The following is a 20,880-nucleotide window of genomic DNA, read 5'->3' as shown; positions in this document are numbered from 1 at the left end:
GTCCCTACTCGAACACGCCGGTGTGGTGGCGCACCGCAGCGAACTCGGTGCGATCGGGATAGTGCGTATCGAGTTGCACCGAGATGACGTCGAATCGGATATTCGGCCAGAACATCTCCTGCTCGGTGAGCCAGATCCGTGTCAATCGCCGCAGACGCGACAGCTTGTCGGCAGTCACCGCCTGCGCGGGATCACCGAACACCCGACTGGCCCTGGTCTTGACCTCGACGACGACCAACGTCGGGTCAAGGACAACGTTGTCGTTGGCGATCAGATCGATCTCGCCGTACCGACAACGCCAATTCCGTTCCAGGACAGACCAACCCAGCCCGACGACATAGCTGGCTGCCAGATCTTCACCCAGCTGCCCGATGAATGCCCGCCGATTCGGACGCCCTTCCGACGACTCGCTTCTCATGCCACAACAGTGGCCGACGGCGACGACGAAACAGCGAGAGAACTCAGATCAGTGCGCGAGTTGTGGAAAGACCGCCGCCTGTGGACAGACGACGGTCATGACACTCACGGCTCGTCGGGTAGCCGAAGTTCAGGCTTCTCGAGCTCTTCGATGTTGACGTCCTTGAACGTGATGACCCGGACCTGCTTGACGAATCGGGCAGGACGGTACATGTCCCAGACCCACGCGTCGCTCATGCGGAGCTCGAAGTACACCTCGCCATCGGTGTTGCGAGGGACCATCTCCACGGCATTGGCGAGATAGAAGCGCCGCTCGGTCTCCACCACGTAGGTGAACTGGCCGACGATGTCCTTGTACTCCCGATACAGGGACAACTCCATCTCGGTTTCGTACTTCTCGAGATCCTCAGCGCTCATCGGTCAAGCCTATCGCGATCGGGTTCTGACGGGAGGTCTGGTCGGGGTCGGCGACGTCGGGCGGCGACGTTGCGATACGACATCCGGTGCTGGTGGGAAGGGCCATGTGCGTCGAGGCACGCCATGTGGTGCGCGGTGCTGTAGCCCTTGTGGATGGCGAAGTCGTAGCCGGGAACCTCGTCGTCCATGGCGACCATGATGCGGTCGCGTGTGACCTTCGCGAGGATGCTGGCGGCCGCGATACACGCCGCAGCGCCGTCGCCGCCGATCACCGGGAGTGACGGGGCGGTCAGCCCCGGCACCGCGAAGCCGTCGGACAGGACATATCCCGGCGTCACGTCGAGCTGGGCGACCGCGCGTCGCATTCCCTCGATATTGGCGACATGGATACCGATCCGGTCGATCTCGTCGGCCTCGATGACAACGACCGACCAGCTCGCGGCGTACCGCGTGACCGCACGGTAGAGGGTTTCGCGCGTGGCCTCGGAGAGGCGTTTGGAGTCGTCGAGATCAGCCAGAGACGCCAGCTGAGTTGGTTTGAGGACGCATGCCGCAACCACCAGCGGGCCGGCACACGCACCCCGACCTGCTTCGTCGACGCCTGCGACCGGACCAAGACCACCGCGGTGCAGCGCGAACTCGAACGTGCGCAGTCCCGAGGCCCGGCGAACCGGCGACCTCGGCGGCCACGAACCCACGACGCTGCGACTGGTCACTGCTGCGGGTTGATCGAGCCGACACCACCGATCCGTGACACGGGGTAGATGATGAAGCGCACCTTGCCGCGGACGTCGGACACCGGAACGGTGCCCTGCAGCTCGTCGGTGACGTGATAACGCGAATCCGCCGAGTACTCGCGGTTGTCGCCCATGACCCAGAGGTTGCCGTCGGGCACCTTGATGGGGCCGAAGTCGGGACCGTAGCAACTGGTCACCTGGTTGTCGGGCTCACCGGACTGACCCGACGCCACGTCGCGCGACTGAAGGCTCTTGTCGATGTAGGGCTCGTTCAACGGCTTGCCGTTGACCTTCACGCCCACCCCTTCGGAGTTGCGACATTCGACGGTCTGGCCGCCGGTGGCGATCACGCGCTTGACCAGATCGTTCTCGTCGGGCGGCGCGAAACCGAACCACGACAGTCCGTTCTGCAGACCGTGAATGACCGCATTGCTCGACCGCGGCGACTCCCAGTCGCCATCCCACGACGAGGTCGGGGCACGAAAAACGACCACATCGCCGGGCTGGGGATCGCCGAAGCGATACGCCAGCTTGTCGATGACGATGCGGTCGTTGGTGCAGCCCTGACATCCGATGAGCGTCGACTCCATCGACTCCGACGGGATCACGTACTGACGACCGATGAAGGTCTGCAGAATCCACGTCACCAGGAGAACGCACGCGACGATGATGATCGTCTCACGTAGCCATGAACCACGTTTTGATCGCGGTTCGGCGTCGTCATCCTTGGTGCGCCAGGGGCGCTCCTCGGAATCCTCGGACCGGCCGTCGGCAGTGTCTGCCGGACGTGAATGGGCGTCGTCTGCGTCGGAGTGATTTGCCGCGCTGTGTTCGGATGCCACGTCGTCAGGGTAGACGCGTCAGCGCTTTTCCTTGATCTTGGCTGCCTTGCCGCGCAGATCGCGCAGGTAGTACAGCTTCGCGCGACGCACGTCGCCGCGAGTCAGAACGTCGATCTTCGCGATGTTGGGGCTGTGCACCGGGAAGGTACGCTCCACGCCGACACCGAACGAGACCTTGCGAACGGTGAAGGTCTCGCGGACACCGCCACCCTGGCGACGGATGACGACACCCTTGAAGACCTGGACGCGCTCCTTGGAGCCTTCGATGACCTTGACGTGAACGTCGAGGGTGTCACCGGGGCCGAACGCGGGGATGTCGTCGCGCAGCGACTGCTTGTCGAGGAAGTCGAGGGTGTTCATGATGTCGTTGTTCCTTAATGTGGCTACTGGTGAACAGAGGAACCTGGCGGCCCACGCCATTGGCGTCGGTGTTCCGACGGTGTGGCGTCAGGGATCGAACCGGTTCGTGCTCCGAGTCATGCCCGAGGGCCGATCGACGGCCTCAGGCAACCCGTCCATTGTGCCAGAGCACCAGGCAGGAAGTGAAATCGCGCATCCGAGGCTCGAGTCGGCGCTCGTATCCGCGTCTCACGTTCGCGGCGATGGCGGCGACGCCACCTCGACACCCTCCGCCACCAGCACCGATGCGATTCCCTGCGGCATCGTCATAGCCGACGCCACGATCACCGGTGTCAGCCCTGCGCGTGCCATCTCGGCGACGATCGCGTATTCAGGAGGGCCTCCGTCGCCCGCGAGCAACTCGTTGTGGGCGATCGCGAAGCCCGGACGCTGATACGGCTGCGGGTCGCTGGTTGCGACGACCCTGACCTGGCCACCGTCGGCGTCGGTTCCGACACCGATCGCGACGCGCATCCATTCGGAGAAGGGCGATGGCAGCGATGTCTGCAATAGCGCTGCGCGCTCGATCAGCCATGCCGGGTCGATGTCGGGTCCACTGGACCGGCCTCCGACAGCACCCACGCCCTGCAGCGCACCACCTGCCGCCACGCCCATCGCGCCGAGGCCGGCGAAGCCACCCGCTGTCATCATGCCGCTGGTCGCAGCGGGCGGAGTCGAGTCGGTTCGCTGTTCTGACTCGTCCCTGAGCACTGCATTGTCCGAGTGCACTGCATTGTCCCAGGGCACCGCGGAGTGGCCGGCATCCCCGGCGCGCTCGGTGTACTCGTCGCCGGCGGCGGAGAGCGCGTAGCGACCCGCACTCGCCGCCGACACCCGAGCGGAGTCGTCGCCGAGTGCATCGGCAACCGAACCCGCCAGGCGGTCGCGGTCGGCGATGGACGCGAGCACGGTCATCTCCGAACGCGCGTCGACTGTCGCCAGCGCGAAGGTGTCGAGCGATTCGGCGAACACGGCGAATCGATCGGCGACACTGCGCATGCCGTCGACATCCGACGTCACCTGCGTGAGCGCGTGGATCAGCCCGTCGTGAAAGCGTCCCGACCCGTCGTGATCTCGCCGGAGCGCGTCGACGACGTCGGCGAGATCGCGCAGTTCGTCGCCGATTCCGCGGAGTCGACGGCCGCATTCGACGAGCGCGGTGTCGTCGGCGGTCGGCCAGCACCCCGGCGCGAGCGACTCGGCAAGCCGTCGAAGCTCCTCTGTCGCACCGACTGTCGGGTGCGCGACGTTGTTCACGGCGTGCGCCCGTCTACTCCTGCGCTATGACCGGAAGTGCGGAACTGGGTGTCGAGTTCACGGTCGGCGTCGACTACCTGCCGCGCCCCGGCCGCGGCGTTGTCGGCGATGACAGCCAGCGCCTTGGACACCGATTCGACCCCGCGCAGGCACCCCTGTTCCGCACGCCGTGCTCCTGGACGAAACGCCTCGGAGGGTGCACCCTGCCCCGTGGACGCATCGACGACGAGCCCGACGGCGATCAACTCGTCGCGCATCGTGTCGACACGTCGGGCGATCTCGGACAGCCGACGACTCAGCTCGGCGCTGGCCAGGCCGTCGACACGCATGGCCGACGCGTCGTCGGGGCGCGAGCGCGACGGCTCGCTCATCGGGGCACCCGGTCTCGGCCCGCAGGCACCTCGTCACCGTTACGACGTACGTCGGAGTAGTCGGGCCTGAGTTCGGACACGGTGTGCAACAGGCGCTCTCGCTGATCGCGAAGCTCTGAGTCTGCGCGCGCGGCGAGCTCGACAATGGTCGCGGAGAGTTGATCAGCGCGGTAACGGCGCAATGCGGCAGGTCGAATGTCGACGTCGCGCACGAGTCCTCGCGACCCGACGGTGACACTCACCAACCGATCGGGAGTCGACGCCTGCGCGGTCAGCCGATCGAGTTCGCCTGCGACTCTTGCCAATTCGACGCGCTGATGATCGACGTCGTCGAGCATGCGTGTCCATCGATCCCGCACAGCACTCCCCTCCCCATCCGGCCAACCGCTTCGCTGTCGCTGCCCGGTTTGCGGAGATCATAACCGGCCATTCGCCGGCACACGCCGCCTCGACGCACACCTGTGGATATCTCGGCCGCCGAGGAGCTCCGGAGGGTCAGTCGTCGAGCAGGTCGGGTCTGCGCTCGCGGGTTCGTTCCAGCGACTGCTCGTGACGCCATGCGGCGACTTTGGCGTGGTCGCCACTGAGCAAGACGGGGGGAACGTCGAGTCCGCGCCACTGCACGGGTCGCGTGTAGCTCGGACCTTCGAGCAGCCCGTCGGAGAACGAATCCTCCTCGTGCGAGCGCGGATTGCCGAGGACACCGTCGATGAGCCGCACGGTCGCCTCGATCATCGCCATCGCGGCCACTTCGCCACCGATCAGCACGAAGTCGCCGAGGGAAACCTCTTCGACGCGGACGCGCCGCGCGGCGTCGTCGAAGACGCGCTGGTCGATTCCCTCGTACCTACCGCATGCGAACACGAGATGCTTTTCGCGGCTGTAGCGCTGGGCGGTTTCTTGCCGGAACGGAACTCCCGCGGGCGTAGGGACCACGAGGAGGGCGCCATCGGGACACACCTCGTCGAGACAGGGTCCCCAGACGTCGGGTTTCATCACCATGCCCGGCCCGCCACCGTACGGCGAATCGTCGACGGCGCGGTGCACGTCGTGGGTCCAGTCGCGCAGATCGTGAACGCCTACCTCGATCGCACCCTTATCGATTGCCTTGCCCAGCAACGCCATTCGCAGAGGATCGAGATACTCGGGAAAAATCGAGACGACATCGATGCGCATGGGATCGGCATGAACCGAATCCGTACGCGGTGAGTCGCTCATGACTCGCCGACGTCGAGCAGTCCGTCCGGCGGGTCGATCACGATGCCGTCGAGTCCGACGGTCGGCACGATCTCGCGCACGAACGGCACCAGAACCTCACGCCCATCAACCGTCTTCACAGCCAGGAGATCGTTGGCGGGCAGATGCAGTACCGAGCCGACGACGCCGACGCGTTCACCGTCGACGGTCGTGACCTCCACGCCCTCGAGTTCGTGGTCGTAGAACTCGTCCGGATCGTCGCCCGAGTCGACGTCGGCGCTGTCGATGAGGAAGAGGGTGCCGCGCAAGGCGTCGGCCGCGGTGCGGTCGGACACCTCGGCCAACGACAGCAACAGCCGCCCGGCATGCTGCCGGGCGGCTGTCACTGTATAGTTCTTCTCGTCTCCCCCACGGCCGGGGCGGCCGCGGACGACCGAGCCGACCACGAAGCGCTCCTCCGGAACGTCGGTACGCACGTCGACGACGACTTCACCACGGATACCGTGTGATTTCGCGACACGTCCGACGACGAGATCCATCGTGGAGCGTCTACTCAGCGGTCGGTGTCGACGATGTCGACGCGCACACCACGGCCACCGATTCCGGAGACCAGGGTGCGCAGCGCGGTTGCCGTACGACCGTTGCGACCGATGACTTTGCCGAGATCCTCGGGGTTCACGTGCACCTCGACGAGGCGGCCACGGCGACCGGTGATCAGCTCGACGCGCACATCGTCGGGGTTGGCCACGATTCCGCGGACGAGATGTTCGACCGCGTCGGCGACGACAGCGCTCACGCCTCGTCCTTGGCGTCACCAGCAGCAGCCTCGGCCGGAGCCTCGTCTGCGGCAGGCGCATCGTCGGCCTTCTTGGCGGCCTTCTTCTTCGGGGTGGTGGCGTCGGCGACAGGCTCGCTGTCGGCGGCTGCGAGTGCCGCGTTGAACAGGTCGAGCTTGGAGGTCTTGGGCTCGGCGACCTTCAGCGTGCCCTCGGCACCGGGAAGACCCTTGTACTTCTGCCAGTCACCGGTGATCTTGAGGATCGCGGCGACAGGCTCGGTCGGCTGTGCGCCGACAGTCAGCCAGTACTGCGCGCGCTCGGAATCGACCTCGATGAGGCTCGGCTCTTCCTTCGGGTGGTACTTGCCGATGGTCTCGATCACCCGGCCGTTGCGGCGGGTCCGAGAATCGGCGACGACGATGCGGTACTGCGGGTTGCGGATCTTGCCGAGCCGCGTGAGCTTGATCTTGACAGCCATGTGTTGCTTCTCCAGTGGTCACTGCGCAATTCAGCAGCCCGCCGGAACTGGCGGACCCGGTTTTGCGATCTATTCGGGTGTGACCGTCGGGCGGTGCGTAACCGGTCCGACGAACCGAGGATCCATTGTGCCAGACGCCACCGAGGAGGCGAAATCGCCGCAAGTGCGGGGCCGACCACGCGTATGGAGCATGCGGATGCCCACCCCGCGACAAGGCACACGCATGCTCCATACGACACCTGACGGACCCACGGACCACACGACCACGCCCGGCCCCCCAACACGAGCGTTGCGCGGGGCCATAACCGAGATCAGGACCGCCGACGCGCCTTAATGCAACGTGGGTGCCACGCTACTAGGCGGTAACAACGGAGACCATGGCATAAAAGGTGGTGTACCTCACACCGGATGCCTCTCAGCCGACGTGCTCGCCCGCGCACACCACAGCGCGTGGGCGTCGAAGCGTCGAGAGATCCACCCGTGGATGGTCGTCGAGGACGAGGAAGTCGGCGCGATCGCCGTGCTCGAGCGTTCCCGCGCCGAGCCAGCGCCGCGGTTCGGTGGTCGCCGATGCCAGGGCGCCCGCGGCGCCGAGTCCGATACCTGCGAGCCGCTCGACCTCGTCGACGATTCGCCCGTGCTCGATGAATCCACCGGCGTCGGTGCCCGCGTAGATCGCGACGCCCGCCTCCCGCGCCGCGGCGAAGGTGTCGGGCGCATCCGCGTGCAGTTTGCGCATATGTGCGGCGTAGGTCGGGTACTTGTCTGCGCCCGAGGCGATCTCGGGAAAGTTGTCGACCTGAATCATGGTGGGCACCAGGGCAATCGACTTCTCGACGAGCGCATCGATCTGATCGGCGTGCAAGCCGGTTCCGTGCTCGATGCAGTCGACGCCTGCCGCGATGAGGTCGTCGAGCCCGTCACTGCCGAACACGTGCGCGGTGATACGAGCACCCGCGTCATGCGCCGCCGCGACCGCCCCGTCGAGTTGGGTTCGGGTCCACAGCGGGGCGAGGTCGCCCACCTCGCGGTCGATCCAGTCACCGACGAGCTTGACCCAGCCGTCGCCCGCGGCGGCCTGTCGCGCTACCTCCGCGGCCAGGTCGTCGGGGTCGTCGAGCTCGATGCCGTACCCGCGCAGGTACCGCTTCGTGCGCGCGATGTGTTTGCCGGACCGGACGAACAGTGGTCCGGCGTCGGCATCGAGGGGGTGGGTGTCGAGCGGTGATCCGACCTCGCGAATGAGCAGCGCCCCGGCTTCGGCGTCGGCGCGGGCGAACGCGCGAGCCTGCTCGATGGTCACACCGAGTCCCGGCGCGATTCCCACATGATTGTGCGCATCGACGAGTCCCGGAACGATCCAGCCGTCGGTGGCGACGGTCGTGGCGTCGGACACCGGCTCGCGCGAGATGGTGTCACCGACCACCCACAACTCGACGAGCTCATCGGTCAACGGATCGTGACCGCGATAGTGACGTGCCGTCGACGACCCGCGACCGCTCACGGCTGCTACTTCTTCTTGGGCTGCTGGAACTGCGAGATATCGATGCCTTCGAGGCCCGGGGGCAGTTCGTCGAGTCCAGCGGGCATGCCCGAGAGATCGGGGAAACCGCCGGGCATGCCGGGGAAACCGCCGCGCACCTTCGGTGGTGTCGGCCCGCGTCCCTTGGCCTTGCCCTTCTTGCCCTTGCCCTTTTTCCGGTTGGTCTTGCGAGAACCGCCGCCCAAGCCCATGCGACCGGACATCTGGGCCATCATCTTGCGCGCCTCGAAGAACCGGTCGACGAGTTGATTGACCTCGCTGACCGTCACGCCCGAGCCGTTCGCGATGCGAAGTCGGCGTGAGGCGTTGATGATCTTCGGGTTGTCACGCTCGGCGGGCGTCATGCCCCGGATGATGGCTTGCACGCGGTCGAGCTGCTTGTCGTCGACCTGCGAGAGAGCGTCTTTCATCTGGTTCGCACCCGGCAGCATGCCGAGGATGTTGCCGATCGGCCCCATGCGACGCAGCATCTGCATCTGCTCGAGGAAGTCCTCGAGCGTCAGCTCGCCCTGGCTGATCTTCTGTGCGGCGGCCTCTGCCTGCTGGGCATCCCAGTGCTGTTCTGCCTGTTCGATGAGGCTGAGCACGTCGCCCATACCGAGGATGCGGCTCGCCATGCGGTCGGGGTGGAAGACGTCGAAGTCCTCGAGCTTCTCACCAGACGACGCGAACATGATCGGCTGACCGGTCACCTCACGGACCGACAGGGCTGCACCGCCGCGAGCGTCGCCGTCGAGTTTGGTGAGTACGACACCTGTGAATCCGACGCCGCTCTGGAAGGCTTCCGCGGTGGCCACCGCGTCCTGACCGATCATCGCGTCGACGACGAAGAGCACTTCGTCGGGCTGGGTTGCCTCGCGGATGTCGGAGGCCTGGCCCATCAACTCCTCGTCGATGCCCAGGCGACCAGCGGTGTCGATGACCACGACGTCGTAGTGATGGTCGCGGGCCTCCGCGACACCGGCGCGCGCGACGGCGACGGGATCGCCGTGGCTGACCGTGCCGAGGTCGCCCGTCTGGCCGATGCTCGTCCCGGGGTCGGGAGCGAACACCGGAACGCCCGCGCGCTCGCCGACGATCTGAAGCTGCGAGACCGCACCGGGCCGCTGAAGGTCGCAGGCGACGAGCAGCGGAGTGTGGCCCTGCTGCTTGAGCCAGTGGCCGAGCTTGCCCGCGAGAGTCGTCTTACCCGCACCCTGCAGGCCAGCGAGCATGATGACGGTCGGTGGGTTCTTGGCGAACTGCACGCGCCGCGTCTCGCCGCCGAGGATGCCGACGAGCTCCTCGTTGACGATCTTGACGACCTGCTGGGCGGGGTTGAGTGCCTGCGAGACCTCGGCACCCTTGGCGCGCTCCTTGATCCGGGCGATGAACGCGCGCACCACGGGAAGAGAGACGTCGGCCTCGAGTAGGGCCAGACGAATCTCACGTGCGGTGCGGTCGATGTCGGCGTCGGACAGGCGTCCCTTGCCGCGCAGATCCTTCAGCGCACCAGTCAAGCGATCGGAGAGGGAGTCGAACATTGTTCCAGTGTCCCATGAGCCCGCGTGTGCTCGCCGCAGCGGTGCGTCTCGCCGTCACCCCGACCGCAGGCGAGGCGAACGCGGTCGTCAGCTGATCGGCACTCCCGAACGCCCGGAGCCTGTCGCACCCGCCGCGCCGTCGCCTTTGTCGTCGTCGGATCGCGGCTGCGGCGGTGGACATGCCGCGATCACGGCGTCGGCCAACGCGGTACGCGCCTGCGGGGTGTCATCGGCCAAACGCAGACAGAAGTTGTCGACGACAGTCGGCCCGAGTGTCGTCACCTTCGCCCACCGGACGTCGGCTCCCTGTTGCTCGATGACCTTGCTCACGCGACTGAGCAGACCCAGGCGGTCGTCGGTGCGCAACTCCATCAACACCTCGTCGTCCGACGGCGCCGGAGCCCAGAGGACCCGTGGCGGCGCGATGGCAAACAGTGCCGGTACCGCGTTCTTGGGATGTCCGGCACCATCGACGGCGGGATCGGTGCTTCCCGCTGCCGCACCGGCGCCGATCCCCGGGGTGGCGTTGACCGAGCCGATCGTCGGGATCGGTGAACTGCTTTCGCGTGCATCGAGGCGCTCGATGACGTCGATCTTGCCCTCGACGGCTGCGATCAACTGCTGGCGAAGCAGACCGGCCTCCGGCGGCGAGCCGAATGTCGGGACCACGACGAACGTGTTGACCGCGCGGCGTTGTCCGTCCGACGTCTCGATTCCCTGAACCGTCGCGGAGTGCGACCGCAGCCCGTTCAAGGCGACGACTCCCGCCATTTTCGACAGCAGGCCCGGGGTGTCGGGTGCAACCATCACCACGGTGAACGTGTGCGGTCCCTCGCCCGGGGTGAGGCTGACCGCGTACTCACCGGATTCTGCGAGCGCACGCGTCTGCGGACTGAGCGGTTCGGGCTCTTCGGGCGTCTCGCCGTCGATCAACCGCATGGTGCGTCGGACGAGATCGTTGATCAGCGACGCCTTCCACTCACCCCACACACCGGGACCCGTAGCACGTGAATCCGCCTCGGCAAGTGCCGCAAGGAGTTCGAGCAGCACCCTGTCGTATCCGAGGGTCTCTGCGACCTCGGTCGCGGTCGCGGGGTCGTCGAGGTCGCGTCTCGTCGCGATCGTCGGAAGGAGAAGGTGGTGGCGCACCAAGTCGGAAAGCACGTCGACATCCTGCGGCCAGAGTCCGAACCTGTTGCCCACCTGTACGGCGAGTTCGGCCCCGACGACGCTGTGGTCGGCACCGCGCCCTTTGCCTAGATCGTGGATCAACGCTCCGAGCACCAGCAGGTCGGGTCGCGAGACGCGGGTGGTCATCGAACTCGCGTAGGCGGCCGTCTCGACAAGGTGCCGGTCGACGGTCCAGGTGTGCACCGCGTCCCGGGGCGGTAGGTCACGCACCGCACCCCACTCCGGCAGGAGCCTGCCCCACAGCCCGGTGCGGTCGAGTGCCTCGATGGGATCGATCATGTGATGTCCGGAGCCGAGCAACACCAGCAGGTCGCTCAGCGCCTCCGCAGGCCACGGTTCGCGCAGTTCCGGTGCGAAATCAGCGAGCCGGGAGAGCGTCGACGCACTGATCGGCAGCCCGGTACGCGCCGACGCCGACGCGACCCGAAGGATCAGCCCTGGATCTTTGCTCGGAATCGCGTTGCGCGCCAACACGATCTCACCGTTGTGCTCGACGACGCCCTCGTCGAGCGGACGTCGGATGGGCGATCGCCGCAGCTTGGAAAGACCGCGGCGCGGTAGCGCATTACCCGCGGTTCGCAAGCCGACGTCGATGGAGTAGCTGATCGTGCGAGCGGAGTCGCTGATGACGCGCGCGAGGTCGAAGCGGTCGCCGATCCGCAGTGACGCACCCATCTCGTCGGCGTCCTGTGCGCGGACCTGCTCCCGCGGGCGCCCGGCGATGCGGTGCAATTCGGTACGGATGTCCAACAAGCGGTGATAGGCCATCTGCGGCCCCGCATTCGGCGAATCGGGGCGCAGGCCTCCCATGCCGTCGGTGAGTTGCGCGATGGCGAGCGCGCCGAGGAGTTGCACGTCGCGCAGGCCGCCGCGGCCGTTCTTCAAGTCGGGCTCGGCACGGTGCGCGATGTCGCCGGCGCGACGCCAGCGATCCTGTGCGTGCTCGACCACTTCGGGGAAGCGATGTCTGATCTCGGTGCGCCACTGCTGGCGCACTCCCCCGATCAGCAGCGACGACAGATCCTCGTCGCCGACGATGTGGCGCGCCTCGAGCAGCCCTAGCGCGGCCGTGGTGTCCTCGGCGGCGACCTGCAGAGCCTGAGGGACGGTGCGCACACTGTGATCGAGCGGAATGTTGGCGTCCCACAACGGATACCAGAGCCCGTCCGCAACCTCCGAGAGCCGTTCGACGGCGAGGTCGTCGTGCAGCAGGATCAGGTCGAGATCGGAATGCGGAAGCATCTCCCCGCGTCCGAGTCCACCGACGGCCACGATCGCGAGTCCGCTGTGCGGCTTGATCCCGAGCTCGGCGGCCTTACTCGTCAGCCAGAATTCGTGCAGGTCGACCAACACCTGCCGCAGCCCGGCGGCGTCGAGCCTCCCGGCACCTGTCGCTTCGGTGAGTTGCCTACGGGTACGTGCCAGGTCGGTCGCTGCGAGGGGGCCACCGCCCGGTCCCATGCCGGGCCGTGGCCCCGCACCCGACGAGTCGTCGGACGCAGGGCCACGGTCGGAGTTGACGAAAGGCAACGGGCCTACAGCGCGTCTGCGCCGCGCTCGCCGGTTCGGACGCGAACGACCGATTCGACCGGGGAGACCCACACCTTTCCGTCACCGATCTTGCCGGTTCGCGCGGCTTCCACGATGACATCGACAACTTTGTCAACGGCCGCGTCGTCCACGACGACCTCGACTCGTACCTTGGGAACGAAGTCGACCGAGTATTCGGCACCTCGGTACACCTCGGTATGGCCCTTCTGGCGACCGTAACCCTGCACCTCACTGACGGTCATTCCCAGAATTCCAGCCTGCTCCAGGCCGGCTTTGACATCCTCAAGCGTGAACGGTTTCACGATTGCGGTGATGAGCTTCATTGGTTATCCCTCTCCACAGGAATCAGCGTAGTAGTCAACGACCGGGGATTCATGCCAGTTCGTACGCGGTCTCGGCATGTTCGGCCTCATCGATGCCACTCTTCTCCTCATCAGGCTTGACGCGCCAGCCCAGCGGCTTGAGCACCAGAGCGATGATCGTGGTGAGAACACCGGTGAACGCGAGCGCGAATGCGGCGATCACGATCTGCACGACGAGCTGCTTGTAGTCGCCGCCCCAGAACAGGCCGGTGTCCTTGGCCAGGAACCCGATACCGATGGTGCCCCAGAGGCCTGCCACGAGGTGAACACCCACGACGTCGAGCGAGTCGTCGTAGCCGAACTTGTTCTTCAGTCCGATGGCGAGCGCTGCGAGAGCGCCGGCGATCACGCCGAGGATCAACGAACCGACCGGCGTCAAAGCGCCACAGGCGGGGGTGATGGCCACGAGTCCCGCAACGATGCCCGACGCCGCGCCGACGCTGGTGGCGTGCTTGTCGCGCACCCACTCGACTCCGAGCCAGCCGATCATCGCTGCCGCGGTTGCGGCGGTCGTGTTGACCCAGACCTTGCCTGCCGTCATGTCCGCGGCGAGTTCGGAACCTGCGTTGAAGCCGAACCAACCGAACCACAGCAGTGCGGCACCGAGCATCACGAACGGAATGTTGTGCGGACGGTAAGCGGTCCTGCCGAAGCCGACGCGGGCACCGACGATGATGGCCAGCACCAGACCGGCCATACCGGCGTTGATGTGGACGACCGTGCCACCGGCGAAGTCAATCGGCGCGACGTTGGCGGTTCCATCCGAGTTCGTGCCGAACATCCATGAGGCGAAGCCCCTTTCGGCGTTCGACATCAGGCCGCCGCCCCACACCATGTGGGAAAGCGGGAAGTAGACGATGGTGGACCACAGCACGGAGAACACCAGCCAGGTGGAGAACTTCACGCGCTCTGCAACCGCACCCGAAATGAGGGCGACGGTGATGACGGCGAAGGTGAGCTGGAAGGCCATGAAGACGATCGCGGGCACATGGGTTTCGACGCCGGTCCACAGCACATATGTCGGCTTGTCTTCGGTGCCCGCGGTGTTCATCAGCTGATCGGATCCGAAGAGCGAGAACGGATTCGCGAAGATGCCCCAGATATCGGACTCGCCGGTGACTGTATTTCCGAACGACTGCGAGAACCCCCACAGAACGTAGACGATGCTGACCGTCGCGACCGAGCCGAACGACATCATCATCATGTTCAGAACTGCTTTACCCCGAGACAACCCCCCGTAGAAGAAGGCCAGCGCTGGAGTCATCAGAAGAACCATCGACGCACTGGCCAGCATCCATGCTGTATTGCCGGCGTCAGGCTCTCCGAAAACACTATCCGGTAGTGCAGAGACCACTGTAGAAAACCTCCTCAGAGCGCGCCGACGGCTCGGCGCCTGCAAAGACTCTGTCCGGAAGTGGTTTCAGCTGTGGTGCTCCCGTGTTTCGAGCGTGTGAACCAAAGCCCGATTCACATTTCGCGAAGGTAAATCGCCAGGTGAATCGGACATGGCTTCAAAGGTTTTTCGCAGCTTACAGAAGCGCGTCGATAAACGCTTCCGGGTCGAACGGCGCGAGGTCGTCGGCTCCCTCGCCGAGCCCGACGAGCTTCACCGGGACGCCGAGAACCTCTTGGACGTTGAACACGATGCCGCCCTTGGCGGTTCCGTCGAGCTTGGTCAGGGCGACGCCGGTGATGTCGACGACGTCGGCGAAGACCTTCGCCTGAGTCAGTCCGTTCTGGCCGACCGTGGCGTCGAGGACGAGGATGACCTCGTCGACCGGAGCCTTCTTCTCGACGACGCGCTTGACCTTTCCGAGCTCGTCCATCAGACCGGTCTTGGTGTGCAGACGTCCCGCGGTGTCGATGAGCACCACGTCGACGCCCTCGTCGATCCCCTTCGCGACGGCGTCGAATGCGACGGCTGCCGGGTCGGCTTGTTCCTTGCCACGAACGATGTCTGCGCCGACCCGCTCACCCCACGTCTGAAGCTGATCCGCCGCCGCGGCGCGGAAGGTGTCTGCTGCGCCGAGCAAGACGCGCCTGCCGTCGGCGACGAGGACGCGCGCGAGCTTGCCGGTCGTCGTCGTCTTGCCGGTGCCGTTGACCCCGACGACGAGCACGACCGCCGGTGTGTCGGCATGGGGAAGCGCGCGGATCGAACGGTCGAATTCGGGGTGCAGTTGCTCGACGAGCACCCTGCGCAGCAGGGCGCGAGCGTCGTCGGCGTTGCGCACCGGATTGGTGGCCAACTCGGTACGGAGCCGTTCGATGACCGCTTCGGTGGTGGCGGAGCCGAGGTCTGCCATGACGAGGGTGTCCTCGATCTCCTCCCAGCTCTCCTCGTCGAGGTCGCCGGCACCGAGAAGCCCGAGCATGCTCTTGCCGATCGCGCCCTGCGACCGCGACAGACGCCCACGGAGGCGACCGAGTCGGCCCGCCGTCGGCTCGATCTCGTCACGCGGCGGCGCTGTGGCAGCGGCCTCCTCGTCTTCGATCTCGTCGATCTCTTCGATGATCTCGTCGGGGCTCTCACCGACCGACTCGACGATCTCCTCGAACAACGGCGTGGTGACCGACGAATCGATGTCCTCGTAGAGCGGCACCGATTCGCTAGTCAGCGCCGACTCTGCGGTGGTCGCAGCGGTATCGGTGGTGCCTGCGGTAGCGGTGGTGTCTACAGTCTCTGTGGCGTCCGCGGTCGGCGCAGCGGTGGCAGTCGCGGAGCTATCGGTCGTCTCGGTGTCGGCCGTGGGAACGTCGGTCGTAGCGGTGTCTGCTGTCTCGACGTCGGCGGTGTCGGGCAGCGTGACGTTGGTGATGCCGCGGCGTTCCGAGTCACGCGGGACCGATGCGTCGTCGCCGACGCCCGGCTGACCGTCGACCTCGGTCCGCTCGGTGGGCGCGACGGTCGGCTCGGGTGGTTCTGCGACAGCGGTTCCCGACGCCGCGCCACCCTGGCTGAAGCTGAAGCCCGACGACGCCTTGTACCCCCCTGACCGGTCGACCTGCGGTTTCGAGCCGTCGACCACTTGTGTCTGCGCGTCGTCGTGCAGAGAGATGCGTCGACGACGCGCGAGGACGAGACCCGCGACGATCAACGCGAGGATGACGACGACCGCGATGACGATTCCGATGATGATTCCGGTGTTCACTGCTTCTCCAGTTCTTCCCGCATATCTCGGGCTGCGTTGTCCATCGTGCTCCTCCGCCGACTAGCGGAAGGGGCGTTCTCTATGTTGTCGCACTGTTCGTCGTCGCACTGTTGGTCGTGGCTGTGTTCGCGTCTGAAACGTCGGATTTCTGCCCGCCGACGTCGCCTCCCCCATCGGTGTCACCCGCTACCTGCGGCGCGGTTGCCGTGACCGCGACGTTCTGGCCACGCAGGCGCTGCGAGATCACCGTCGTGATGCCGTCGCCGCGCATGCTGACGCCGTAGAGCGCATCCGCGACCTCCATCGTCGGCTTCTGGTGGGTGATCACGATGAGCTGAGACCGTTCACGCAACTGCTCGAAGAGGGTGATCAGGCGCCGCAGGTTGGTGTCGTCGAGCGCAGCTTCGACCTCGTCCATGACGTAGAACGGCGAGGGTCGCGCACGGAAGATCGCCACGAGCATCGCCACTGCGGTCAGCGACTTCTCGCCACCCGACAGCAGCGATAGCCGCTTGACCTTCTTACCGGGTGGCCGCGCCTCGACCTCGACTCCCGTGGTCAGCATGTCTCCGGGTTCGGTGAGGATGAGTCGACCCTCGCCGCCGGGGAACAGCGTCGAAAAGACTTGGGAGAACTCGCGTTCGACGTCGGCGTAGGCCTCGGTGAACACCTGCAGGATGCGCGCGTCGACGTCCTCGACCACGTCGAGAAGGTCTTTCCGTGCGGCCTTGACGTCCTCGAGTTGCGCGGACAAGAAGCTGTAGCGCTCCTCGAGGGCGGCGAACTCTTCCAGCGCAAGGGGATTCACCTTGCCGAGAGTGTTGAGGTCCTTCTGCGCTTTCTTCGCGCGTGCCTCCTGCGTCGCGCGGTCGTACGGCAGTGGCGCGGGTGCAACGACACTCTCGCCGCGCTCCTTGGCCTGCTCGTACTCGGAGATCTCCAACGCGGACGGCGGCATCGGGACGTCCGGGCCGTACTCGGCGATGAGATCATCGGGCGACATCGCGAAGTTCTCGAGAACCTGCTCCTCGAGCTGCTGGATGCGCAACGCGGACTGCGCTCGGGCGACCTCGTCGCGGTGCACGGAATCACGCAGGGCGTTGAGCTGATCGGTGAGCGCCGCCGCTCGAGTCTTCAGCGCTTCGAGGGTTTCGGTACGCGCGGCCTTGACCTGCTCGAGCTCGTCGCGACCCGCTTGCGCTGTTGCGACTGCGCTGATGAGACGTTCGGAGACCGCGGTGGCTGCCTGCGCGACCTCAGCCGCGACCTGCGCCGCGACCCGGCGAGCCTCGTCTTGGCGTCGGGCACGCTCGCGGGAGTCACGTTCACGTTGGGCGGCACGACGAAGCGAGTCGGCACGGCCACGCACCGACGCCAGTCGCTCCTCCGCTGTGCGCAGTGCCAAACGCGCTTCCATCTCACTCGAACGCGCACCCGCGACAGCAGCAGCGGCCGCCGAGCGTTCGCCCCCGTCTCCCCCGACCTCGTCGGGTTCGGACGTCGACTCGTCACGCGCCAGGCGTAGGCGTTCCCGCAGTTCGGCGAGGGTGGTGAGCATGTCGCCGCGACCGTCTTCTGCGCGGTCGCGCTGCCGGGTGAGCCGATCAGCCTCCGACTGCGCCGCGCGGACCTCCTGACCCAGTCGGGCGAGTTGCTCGTAGGCTCCGCCGACGGCCGCATCCGACTCGTGCAGCGCGGCCAACGCCTCTTCGGCGGCCTCGCGACGGGCGCGCTGTTCGGTCAGTGCACCTTCGAGGGCCGCCTGCGTCTCCTCGGTGGTCCGATGCGCTGCGGCGAGATCTGCGGTTGCGGTGTCGATCGCCGAGGTGACCTCCAACGTCGACGGTCGACGCGACGATCCGCCTTCCACCGACGCGGGGCCGATGCGGTCGCCTTCTCGCGTGACGCACCGGAGTCCGTGGCGTACCGCCAGGTCGACGCCCTGTTCGGCGTCGTCGACCACGATGACGTCGGCCAGCAGATGATTAACGGCACCCTTGATCTGCGACGGCGCGCTGACCACCGAGCTCGCCCACACCGCGCCGTCGGGTAGCGCGACAGTGCGATTCGGCGCGGCGTCGTCGAGTCCGCCGAGGAGTAGCGATGCCCGGCCGCCGTCTCCGGTCTTCAACGCCTGCAGCGCGCGGACGGCGGCCAGCGCGTCGACGGTCGCGATCGCGTCGGCGGCTGGCCCCAGCGCTCCGGCGATGGCCGTCTCGAAACCGGAGTCGACCGCGAGCAGGTCGGAGACGGAGCCTGCCAGTCCCTCGGGCGCGTTCTCGAGCAGCCACGCACCGCCGTCGTTGCGTTCGAGGCCCACCGAGAGCGCCTCGATCCGCGCGGCGAGCGACGCGATCCGCTGCTCCGCCTCACGTTCGGCGGCCTGCAGCGACGCAACCCGCTCATTCGACAGATTCAGCGCCGCGACGCACCGCTCGTGGTGTTCGTCGAGGCCCTGTTCCGAGGCCTCCATCTGACTCAGTGATTCGGCTGCCGAATCCTGTTGCTGCGCAGCAGTTTCGGCGCGTTCGACAGCGGCTGCGATCGCAGCGGTGAGGCGCGACGCCTCGGCGTCGACGCCGTCTGCCTTGGTCTGCAGACTCTCGACCTGCCCCTCGAGCCGCGCCAGCCCCTCGCGTCGATCGGCCACCGCACGCACCGCGGCCATGTGAGCCTGCTCCGCCTCCGTGGCGACCCGCTCGTACTCCTCGAGTTCGAGCTTGGACACCTCCAGCGACTCGGCGGCGAGCGAGACGGCCTCGGCCATTTCGGCCTCGGTGAGCGCGGCCTCCTCGGCCTGGCGTTCGAGTTGTTCCGGATCGGGACCGCCGGAGCTGACCGTCGGCTCCGCGAGGTAGCGGCTGCGTTCGGTTGCGACCCGATTGGTCGCGTCGACACGCTCGGCGAGCGCCGACAACCGGAACCACGCCTGGCCTGCCGCCGCGGCAGCGGGAGTGACCTGGGCGAGATGGTCGGTGTGCTCGGCGACCTCGGCGTTGACGGCGTCGAGTTCTGCGGTGACCTCGTCGGAGCGTCGTCGAATCTCTTCCTCGACAGCGGTGTGCTCGGCCATCTCCGTGCGTCGGGTCACCAGGTCGTCTGCGGCCAACCGCAGTCGTGCGTCGCGGAGATCGGCCTGCACCGTCTGCGCTCGGCGGGCGACCTCTGCCTGCCGTCCGAGCGGTTTGAGCTGGCGTCGCAGCTCGGCGGTGAGGTCGCTCAGACGCGCGAGATTGGCCTGCATCGAGTCGAGCTTGCGCACGGCCTTCTCTTTGCGCTTGCGGTGCTTGAGGACTCCTGCCGCCTCTTCGATGAAGGCACGACGGTCCTCCGGCCGCGATTCCAGAATCGCCGCGAGACGCCCCTGCCCGACGATCACGTGCATCTCGCGACCGATACCCGAGTCGGACAGCAACTCCTGCACATCCATCAACCGGCACGAGCTCCCGTTGATCTCGTACTCGCCCGCGCCGTCGCGGAACATCCGTCGCGTGATGGATACCTCGGAGTATTCGATCGGCAGAGCGCCGTCGGAGTTGTCGATCGTCAGTGTCACCTCGGCCCGACCGAGAGGCGGCCGGCCCGACGTCCCGGCGAAGATGACGTCTTCCATCTTGCCGCCACGCAGCGCTTTCGCACCCTGCTCGCCCATCACCCACGTCAGGGCGTCGACCACATTCGACTTACCCGAGCCGTTGGGGCCCACCACGCAGGTGATGCCGGGCTCGAATCGCAGAGTCGTGGCCGACGCGAAGGACTTGAAGCCCTTCAGGGTCAGGCTTTTCAGGTGCACGACCGTTAAGCCTACCCATCACCCGATGCAGGCAGGCGCAACCGGGCAGGCGGTTGATCGGCGGATTAACGCTCGACGAATCCTTGCAGGTCACCCCGCGGCGCATCGAAACGTTCGACGACGAGGTCGACGCGACCGGGAGTGTCGCCGGACCGCAGCAGGTCGAGCAGCGCATGTACCTGTGGTTCGGCCCCCTCCGCGACGACTAGCACCCGCCCGTCAGCGAGGTTCGTCGCGGAGCCCACCAGGCCGAGCTCCAGGGCGCGCGAGCGCGTCCACCAGCGGAACCCGACGCCCTGAACCTGTCCGTGAACGTGCGCGGTCATCCGAACGACCTGGTCGGAATCGCTCATCGCGGCGTCAGTCGCTCTCGATGACGAGTTCGACCTCGGTGCCCGCCTTGAGCGTGCGACCCACCGTGCACACCGAGTCGATCGCGCGCTCGACGACCACCAGCAGCCGCTCCGCAGCGGCCGGATCGAGTTCGGACAGGTCGACGTCGAGCACCTCGCGCAGGCGCGGGTACACCTCGTTCTCGCGATCGGCGTCGCCCGAGACGCGGATCGTCGCGTCGTAATCGTCACCGAGGCGACGTGCCAGCGGACGATCCGACGACATGCCGGTGCACGCGGCAAGCGCGATCTTCAGCAGCTCACCCGGCGTGAACACACCGTCGACGTCCTGCGAGCCGATCAAAACCTCCGCGCCACGCGAACTCTTGCCGGTGTAGCGACGCGTCCCGGTCCGCTGCACCCACAACTCGGTGTGTGCCGAGCCGGCATCCGACCCCTGCGGCGCCGCTGTGGTCGCGGACGAATTCTCGCTGGTCATCTGCGCGATGACTCCCTTCGCAATCGACGACGGCGCACCC

At 66.6% G+C, this 20,880-nt stretch carries 21 protein-coding genes; all 21 read right to left on the bottom strand.

Annotated elements, in window-relative coordinates; translation table 11 throughout:
- Nucleotides 1-4: 4 nt before the first annotated feature.
- The 21 genes from A5788_RS06665 to A5788_RS06565 all read right to left on the bottom strand — a co-directional run bounded on the left by A5788_RS06665 (nucleotide 5) and on the right by A5788_RS06565 (nucleotide 20,840).
- Nucleotides 5-418 carry a YraN family protein gene (locus A5788_RS06665; protein ID WP_064869849.1) on the bottom strand — a complete coding sequence of 138 codons (414 nt, stop codon included), beginning with the start codon at nucleotides 416-418 and terminating at the stop codon, nucleotides 5-7.
- A 104-nt stretch (nucleotides 419-522) separates the two neighbouring features.
- Nucleotides 523-834 (bottom strand): DUF2469 domain-containing protein, encoded by a 312-nt coding sequence (locus tag A5788_RS06660; RefSeq protein ID WP_005176689.1) that lies wholly within the window; start codon nucleotides 832-834, stop codon nucleotides 523-525.
- Entirely contained in the window at nucleotides 831-1,532 is a 702-nt protein-coding gene (locus tag A5788_RS06655) for a ribonuclease HII (RefSeq protein WP_049697454.1), read from the bottom strand. Before A5788_RS06655 ends, A5788_RS06660 begins: the two co-directional genes overlap by 4 nt.
- 14 nt (nucleotides 1,533-1,546) lie before the next feature.
- Nucleotides 1,547-2,413, bottom strand: a complete 867-nt coding sequence (gene lepB, locus A5788_RS06650; protein ID WP_049697078.1) for a signal peptidase I — start codon at nucleotides 2,411-2,413, stop codon at nucleotides 1,547-1,549.
- A gap of 18 nt (nucleotides 2,414-2,431) precedes the next feature.
- Entirely contained in the window at nucleotides 2,432-2,773 is a 342-nt protein-coding gene (gene rplS / locus A5788_RS06645; RefSeq protein WP_005204995.1) for a 50S ribosomal protein L19, read from the bottom strand.
- Between the two features lie 228 nt (nucleotides 2,774-3,001).
- Nucleotides 3,002-4,069: a hypothetical protein gene (locus A5788_RS06640; RefSeq protein WP_064869848.1), complete on the bottom strand. Its 1,068-nt coding sequence runs from the start codon at nucleotides 4,067-4,069 to the stop codon at nucleotides 3,002-3,004.
- Nucleotides 4,066-4,440, bottom strand: coding sequence for a hypothetical protein (locus A5788_RS06635; protein WP_064869847.1), 375 nt, complete (start codon nucleotides 4,438-4,440; stop codon nucleotides 4,066-4,068). Before A5788_RS06635 ends, A5788_RS06640 begins: the two co-directional genes overlap by 4 nt.
- Nucleotides 4,437-4,778 (bottom strand): YbaB/EbfC family nucleoid-associated protein, encoded by a 342-nt coding sequence (locus A5788_RS06630; protein ID WP_064869846.1) that lies wholly within the window; start codon nucleotides 4,776-4,778, stop codon nucleotides 4,437-4,439. The genes A5788_RS06635 and A5788_RS06630 overlap by 4 nt, the downstream gene beginning before the upstream one ends.
- Nucleotides 4,779-4,935: 157 nt before the next feature.
- Nucleotides 4,936-5,616 carry a tRNA (guanosine(37)-N1)-methyltransferase TrmD gene (trmD, locus tag A5788_RS06625; protein WP_064869913.1) on the bottom strand — a complete coding sequence of 227 codons (681 nt, stop codon included), beginning with the start codon at nucleotides 5,614-5,616 and terminating at the stop codon, nucleotides 4,936-4,938.
- Nucleotides 5,617-5,654: 38 nt separating this feature from the next.
- The gene (rimM, locus tag A5788_RS06620; protein WP_064907288.1) at nucleotides 5,655-6,176 is read right to left on the bottom strand and encodes a ribosome maturation factor RimM; all 522 of its coding nucleotides are present in this window, start codon (nucleotides 6,174-6,176) and stop codon (nucleotides 5,655-5,657) included.
- Between the two features lie 14 nt (nucleotides 6,177-6,190).
- On the bottom strand, nucleotides 6,191-6,433 hold the full coding sequence (locus tag A5788_RS06615) for an RNA-binding protein (RefSeq protein WP_005176668.1): 243 nt from the start codon (nucleotides 6,431-6,433) through the stop codon (nucleotides 6,191-6,193).
- Nucleotides 6,430-6,894: a 30S ribosomal protein S16 gene (rpsP, locus tag A5788_RS06610; RefSeq protein WP_064869844.1), complete on the bottom strand. Its 465-nt coding sequence runs from the start codon at nucleotides 6,892-6,894 to the stop codon at nucleotides 6,430-6,432. Before rpsP ends, A5788_RS06615 begins: the two co-directional genes overlap by 4 nt.
- A gap of 415 nt (nucleotides 6,895-7,309) precedes the next feature.
- Complete coding sequence (locus tag A5788_RS06605; RefSeq protein ID WP_064869842.1) at nucleotides 7,310-8,398, bottom strand: amidohydrolase family protein; 1,089 nt, start codon at nucleotides 8,396-8,398, stop codon at nucleotides 7,310-7,312.
- A gap of 5 nt (nucleotides 8,399-8,403) precedes the next feature.
- On the bottom strand, nucleotides 8,404-9,960 hold the full coding sequence (gene ffh, locus A5788_RS06600; RefSeq protein ID WP_049697071.1) for a signal recognition particle protein: 1,557 nt from the start codon (nucleotides 9,958-9,960) through the stop codon (nucleotides 8,404-8,406).
- An 87-nt stretch (nucleotides 9,961-10,047) separates the two neighbouring features.
- Complete coding sequence (locus tag A5788_RS06595; RefSeq protein ID WP_064869841.1) at nucleotides 10,048-12,681, bottom strand: [protein-PII] uridylyltransferase; 2,634 nt, start codon at nucleotides 12,679-12,681, stop codon at nucleotides 10,048-10,050.
- Between the two features lie 5 nt (nucleotides 12,682-12,686).
- Nucleotides 12,687-13,025, bottom strand: a complete 339-nt coding sequence (locus tag A5788_RS06590; RefSeq protein ID WP_005176661.1) for a P-II family nitrogen regulator — start codon at nucleotides 13,023-13,025, stop codon at nucleotides 12,687-12,689.
- 49 nt (nucleotides 13,026-13,074) lie between these two features.
- Nucleotides 13,075-14,418, bottom strand: a complete 1,344-nt coding sequence (locus A5788_RS06585) for an ammonium transporter (RefSeq protein ID WP_049697069.1) — start codon at nucleotides 14,416-14,418, stop codon at nucleotides 13,075-13,077.
- A gap of 175 nt (nucleotides 14,419-14,593) precedes the next feature.
- Nucleotides 14,594-16,216, bottom strand: a complete 1,623-nt coding sequence (gene ftsY, locus A5788_RS06580) for a signal recognition particle-docking protein FtsY (RefSeq protein ID WP_064869839.1) — start codon at nucleotides 16,214-16,216, stop codon at nucleotides 14,594-14,596.
- Nucleotides 16,217-16,295: 79 nt separating this feature from the next.
- Nucleotides 16,296-20,009, bottom strand: coding sequence for a chromosome segregation protein SMC (smc, locus tag A5788_RS06575; protein WP_064869837.1), 3,714 nt, complete (start codon nucleotides 20,007-20,009; stop codon nucleotides 16,296-16,298).
- Between the two features lie 65 nt (nucleotides 20,010-20,074).
- Nucleotides 20,075-20,362, bottom strand: a complete 288-nt coding sequence (locus A5788_RS06570) for an acylphosphatase (protein WP_197494511.1) — start codon at nucleotides 20,360-20,362, stop codon at nucleotides 20,075-20,077.
- Nucleotides 20,363-20,369: 7 nt separating this feature from the next.
- Complete coding sequence (locus A5788_RS06565) at nucleotides 20,370-20,840, bottom strand: OsmC family protein (RefSeq protein WP_064869836.1); 471 nt, start codon at nucleotides 20,838-20,840, stop codon at nucleotides 20,370-20,372.
- Nucleotides 20,841-20,880 lie beyond the last annotated feature (40 nt).

This window comes from Gordonia sp. 852002-50816_SCH5313054-c, assembly GCF_001665925.1.
Classification (GTDB): Bacteria; Actinomycetota; Actinomycetes; order Mycobacteriales; family Mycobacteriaceae; genus Gordonia; species Gordonia jacobaea.
The sequence above is the reverse complement of the archived record's forward strand: the minus strand, read 5'-3'. Positions and strand labels throughout refer to the sequence as shown.

Coding starts and splice junctions, on each gene's coding strand:
- A5788_RS06565 (WP_064869836.1), bottom strand. CDS start 20,840: ATGACCAGCGAGAATTCGTCCGCGACCACAGCGGCGCCGCAGGGGTCG.
- A5788_RS06630 (WP_064869846.1), bottom strand. CDS start 4,778: ATGCTCGACGACGTCGATCATCAGCGCGTCGAATTGGCAAGAGTCGCA.
- ffh (WP_049697071.1), bottom strand. CDS start 9,960: ATGTTCGACTCCCTCTCCGATCGCTTGACTGGTGCGCTGAAGGATCTG.
- A5788_RS06665 (WP_064869849.1), bottom strand. CDS start 418: ATGAGAAGCGAGTCGTCGGAAGGGCGTCCGAATCGGCGGGCATTCATC.
- rpsP (WP_064869844.1), bottom strand. CDS start 6,894: ATGGCTGTCAAGATCAAGCTCACGCGGCTCGGCAAGATCCGCAACCCG.
- A5788_RS06635 (WP_064869847.1), bottom strand. CDS start 4,440: ATGAGCGAGCCGTCGCGCTCGCGCCCCGACGACGCGTCGGCCATGCGT.
- A5788_RS06660 (WP_005176689.1), bottom strand. CDS start 834: ATGAGCGCTGAGGATCTCGAGAAGTACGAAACCGAGATGGAGTTGTCC.
- trmD (WP_064869913.1), bottom strand. CDS start 5,616: ATGCGCATCGATGTCGTCTCGATTTTTCCCGAGTATCTCGATCCTCTG.
- rplS (WP_005204995.1), bottom strand. CDS start 2,773: ATGAACACCCTCGACTTCCTCGACAAGCAGTCGCTGCGCGACGACATC.
- A5788_RS06570 (WP_197494511.1), bottom strand. CDS start 20,362: ATGAGCGATTCCGACCAGGTCGTTCGGATGACCGCGCACGTTCACGGA.
- rimM (WP_064907288.1), bottom strand. CDS start 6,176: ATGGATCTCGTCGTCGGACGTGTCGCGAAATCACACGGTATCCGTGGT.
- A5788_RS06590 (WP_005176661.1), bottom strand. CDS start 13,025: ATGAAGCTCATCACCGCAATCGTGAAACCGTTCACGCTTGAGGATGTC.